The sequence below is a fragment of the Endozoicomonas sp. ALC013 genome, assembly GCF_049310205.1.
Taxonomy (GTDB): domain Bacteria; phylum Pseudomonadota; class Gammaproteobacteria; order Pseudomonadales; family Endozoicomonadaceae; genus Endozoicomonas.
Map to the genome: position 1 here is coordinate 1 of NZ_JBLYNS010000238.1, position 4,612 is coordinate 4,612.

Here is a 4,612-nt window from a genome sequence, read left to right on the forward strand (position 1 = left end):
CAACCCTTCACACTCATTGAAACCATGTACTAGGTTCCCGGCTTGATAAGGCTCAGGCCGATAACTGCTTGTCGTTGTCGTTTTGATACCGGTTTTTAAAGAGCAGATACAGTCCACTGCTCAACAGCAGGTTGCCCAGTCCAATCAGGTACCGGAATAAATCCAGCCTCAGATAGCCAGCCAGTGTGCCTTCAGTACCGATGATCAGCGCGCCGGTAAAATAGCTGGTAACAGAAGCGATGATCAGCCACTTCGGCCCGGACTCCACCGTTGAACGCAATAGCAGAAATGACGCGAAAATCAGTAGCACAGCCATTTGCAGGTCACGGTAAATAATGTCTAAACCGTACCATCGACAGACTTCGTAAACCACGCACACACCCAGTATCAGCCGACCCCAGGCGGCCCGACTCCAGCTGCTGACGCTAACGCCAAGACAGGTGGCAATTCCGGTCAGAGGCGGCGCAAGAAACATGGCAGCATTCACCAGCATCTCGTGGGGGCCTGACCAGGCACTGGAGATACCATAACGCAGGCTGCCAGTAATGGATGCCAGCGCCATTAGCAGGAATCCCAGCAAGGCAGCAGTGGCAGAAAAGCGATGAACGTCAGCGAAACTCTTTTGCTGTGCCATAAGAAAAACAGCAAAAAGGCAGGCAAAGGCCAGCACGGCATCGGAAATAGCCAGAGAACTCATTGTTTGCAAAATTGCTTAACCAGTCATTTAATAAAATACTCCGAAGATCAGCCTTCCGGACTCAGGATAATCGGGCGAATGCTTTCTCTGCCGCACTCCATGTAGCGTCCAGCTCTGCCTGACCATGGGCTATGGATATAAATCCAGCCTCAAATGCTGAGGGTGCCAAGTATACGCCATTATCCAGCATGCCATGGAAGAATTTGGCATAGCGCCCGGTGTCACAGGCCATCACTTTGGTGAAGCTGTCTATGGTATTGTCGGTATGATGCTGGTCGGTGAAAAATAGACCAAACATGCCGCCTACCTGGGATGTGGTAAAAGGAATACCGGCGGCTTCTGCTTTTTCTCTGAGACCTTGCAGAAGTACCGTGGTTTTCTCCGTCAGGGATTCATGAAAGCCGTGGGTAGACAGATTTTCCAGTGTGGCCAGACCGGCAGCCATGGCCAGCGGGTTACCAGAGAGTGTTCCGGCCTGGTAAACAGGGCCCAGTGGTGCCAGGTGCTCCATAATCTCCCGGCGACCACCAAAAGCACCCACGGGCAGACCACCGCCAATAATTTTACCCAGTGTCGTCAGATCCGGCGTTACGTCGTAATAGGCCTGGGCACCACCCAGTGCAACCCGGAAACCGGTCATGACTTCATCAAATATAAGGACAGTGCCGTATTCATCACACAGCTTGCGCAAGCCTTCCAGAAAACCGGGAACGGGTGGAATACAGTTCATGTTGCCAGCCACCGGTTCAATGATGATACAGGCAATTTCATCACCAACCTGCTGGAAGGTTTCTTCCACCTCGGCAAGGTTGTTGTAGGTCAGGGTAATGGTTTTTTCCGCCAGTGCAGCGGGCACTCCCGGTGAATTGGGCACACCCAGGGTCAGGGCACCGGAACCGGCTTTTACCAGCAGTGAGTCGGAGTGGCCGTGGTAGCAGCCTTCAAACTTGATGATTCGGTCACGACCGGTAAAGCCCCGGGCCAGACGAATGGCGCTCATGGTTGCTTCAGTGCCGGAGTTGACCATGCGCAGCAGCTCCATGGAGGGCACCATCGCCCGTACCATCTTGGCGAGTCGGGTTTCCAGCTCCGTGGGTGCACCAAAGCTCATGCCAGCCAGGGCCTGATCACGCACGGCAGCGATCACATCCGGGTGGTTGTGGCCGAGGATCATGGGGCCCCAGGAGCCGATGTAGTCAATGTATTCCCTGCCGTCCACATCATAAAGATGCGCGCCACGGGCTTTTTTAAAAAAGATGGGCTTGCCGCCAACTCCTTTAAATGCTCTGACCGGTGAGTTTACTCCCCCGGGGATGACCGTCTGGGCATCGTCAAAAAGTTGTTCAGAACGAGACATGGTGGCAATTCCTTAACATAGGCTGTGCGGCTTAACCCCGGGGTTTTGGCCGCTATTCTTTATTGTGCAACTGTGGAAGGTTAAACAGCTTTACGCTGTGTATCGTTAAACAGAGCTATAAAATTCCGGGCCCGATCCCGGATATTCTGTGCCGCAAACAGGTTATTAACGACGGCAACCATATCAGCACCGGCAGAAATCACCTCAGAAGCATTGTCCGTGGTAATGCCGCCAATGGCGACGATGGGCAGGTCAAACATTTCCCGTGCCCGGGTCAGAATGGCAAGCTCGGCATTTTTAGCATCGGGTTTGGTTCGGGAGGGGAAAAACTTGCCAAAGGCAATATAGTTGGCTCCCTGTTCAGCAGCCGCTTTTGCCTTTTCCAGAGAGCCCTCGCAGCTGATGCCGATAATGGCATAATCACCCAGCCGGGCTCTGGCATCGGCAATACTGTCATCCTGCTGGCCAAGGTGAACGCCATCGGCTTCCACATCAAGGGCCAGCTCAATGTCATCGTTGATGATCAGCATGGCCTGGTATTGATGGCAGAGAACCTTCAATGCTCCGGCCTGTCGCAGTCTTTTACCGGAGTCGAGGCTTTTATCGCGGTATTGCAGGATTTTCATACCGCCCATCAGAGCCTGCTCTACCGTTTCGAACAGTATTCTGTCATCGGGTTGCAGTTGACTATCGGTAATACCGTACAGGCCGTGAAATCTATGCATGCTCCATACCCAATTATTAAATATCCGGCAGATTATACCAGTTTATCGTCCTTGTCTTTAATGGACGTTCATTATTAAACATAAGACCAGTATTCATCATATTCCGTGGAAAAAATGTGTTCTAACAAACATCAGGTTTGCCCGGTAACGCATCAGCATCGATGGCAGCTCTCTCACTGACTGTTGAGCTATCTTCGTCGGCTTCAGGGTGGGCTTCGCCCACTGAGCAGAGAATGCCGGCAACCGTGTTGCCAACAACATTGGTGACCGTGCAGCCAGCATCGGTAATCCGGTCAGTCGCCAGAATAATCGCCATGGCTTCAACGGGGAGCCCCATGGTGTGTAACAGTACTCCGGTGGAGACTGCTGCACCGCCGGGTATACCTCCAGTAGCAACGGCCAGAAGGAAGGTGGTGAAGCCCATGGTGCCCATTTCCAGAAGGCTCAGGTCAATATGCCAGGCATTGGCCACAAACAGGGCTGCAACGCTCATATAGATAGCAGAACCGGACATATTAATGGTGGCTCCCAGGGGAACCGTGAAGCCGGCGATATGTGCCGGGACCTGGAACTTTTCGATCAGTGTCTGATAGGTAATGGGGATCGAAGCGTTAGAGCTGGCAGTAGAGAGGGCAAAAATGACCTGTTCACGGGTGTGACGGATAAACACCAGAGGGGAACGTTTAATCACCAGCCCGATCAGCACCGGATAAATAACAAACAGCCAGAGGCACATAATGAGCAGGCAGGTCAGCACATAGGACAGCACACTTAAAATGCTGCTGCCGTTTAATGTGGCAGCCAGTTTGGCGGTCAGAAAGAAAACCCCGATGGGAGCCATACTCATGACCATGCCAATCAGTTTCATCATCACGCTGTTGGCCAGGGAAATAGCATTGCTGACACTGTGGGTTTCGTGGTTTTCCAGCTTCTTTATGGCAACCCCGGTAATGATTGCCATAAACAGGATTTGCAGAATATTGCCTTCTACCAACGCCTGAAAGGGGTTCACTGGTACCACGTTAATAATCATATTCAGCAGTGAAGGGAGTTCCGACTGGCCAGAGCGAACCAGTTGGTCAACGTGGCCAAGATTGGCTCCGGTACCCGGTGCCACCGTTAAAGTGATAACAATGGCTGACAGGATGGCAAAAAATGTATTGCCCAGATAGATGCCAAAGGTTTTAACCCCCAGTCTGCCGACCTGGGTGATGTCGTTAATGCTGCATACAGCGTGGGCAATGGAGACAAAAATAAGGGGGACAACCAGCATTTTAATCATTGCCACAAACATCACACCAACGGCATGAAAGAGGCCACTGACCAGATATTTCTGGATAATACCTTCTGGAGAGGCAGCCAACTGGATAATGATACCAGTGGCCATTCCCAGTATCAGGGCAATCAGTATTTGAGGGGCTAAATTTTTCTGCATCATACATTCTCCTCTCAATATGAAAGTGAAACGGCTCTGCTGACTTATGCCCCCTTACTTATTTGGAACGCTTTATCAGTAACAAGTTCCCGACAAAGATGAAAAAATGCTATTTCCTTATGGTAAATCCTTATTTTAGTTGAAAATTATCGGATTTCCTGAAGCCGTGATCAGGGCCGGATTTGTGCAATTGAAGGCATAACCAGCCAGTTTCAGGCGAGTAGGGGGGGCTTTTGATGTCCCCCGGAAAAGTATTTCAGCCATTATTCGCTGCTAATGTTGCCAAAGCACTTTTGTGAAAGTTTTGGAGGCCAGGCATGTTGTCACCATGCCTGGGAGGCTGACCGAGAATAGACTGCCCTACTGCGGTGGCAGCAAATTGGTCTAAAAAGTCGGAA

The 4,612-nt window shown here is 51.3% G+C and carries 4 protein-coding genes; all 4 read right to left on the reverse strand.

Annotation, left to right across the window (positions count from 1 at the left end):
• Positions 1 to 52: 52 nt before the first annotated feature.
• Positions 53 to 706 carry a hypothetical protein gene (locus ACO6V1_RS22495; protein ID WP_422468697.1) on the reverse strand — a complete coding sequence of 218 codons (654 nt, stop codon included), beginning with the start codon at positions 704 to 706 and terminating at the stop codon, positions 53 to 55.
• Positions 707 to 758: 52 nt separating this feature from the next.
• Positions 759 to 2,054: a glutamate-1-semialdehyde 2,1-aminomutase gene (gene hemL / locus ACO6V1_RS22500; RefSeq protein ID WP_422446591.1), complete on the reverse strand. Its 1,296-nt coding sequence runs from the start codon at positions 2,052 to 2,054 to the stop codon at positions 759 to 761.
• Between the two features lie 80 nt (positions 2,055 to 2,134).
• Complete coding sequence (gene thiE, locus ACO6V1_RS22505) at positions 2,135 to 2,779, reverse strand: thiamine phosphate synthase (protein ID WP_422446589.1); 645 nt, start codon at positions 2,777 to 2,779, stop codon at positions 2,135 to 2,137.
• Between the two features lie 121 nt (positions 2,780 to 2,900).
• On the reverse strand, positions 2,901 to 4,217 hold the full coding sequence (locus ACO6V1_RS22510) for a dicarboxylate/amino acid:cation symporter (RefSeq protein ID WP_422468699.1): 1,317 nt from the start codon (positions 4,215 to 4,217) through the stop codon (positions 2,901 to 2,903).
• Positions 4,218 to 4,612 lie beyond the last annotated feature (395 nt).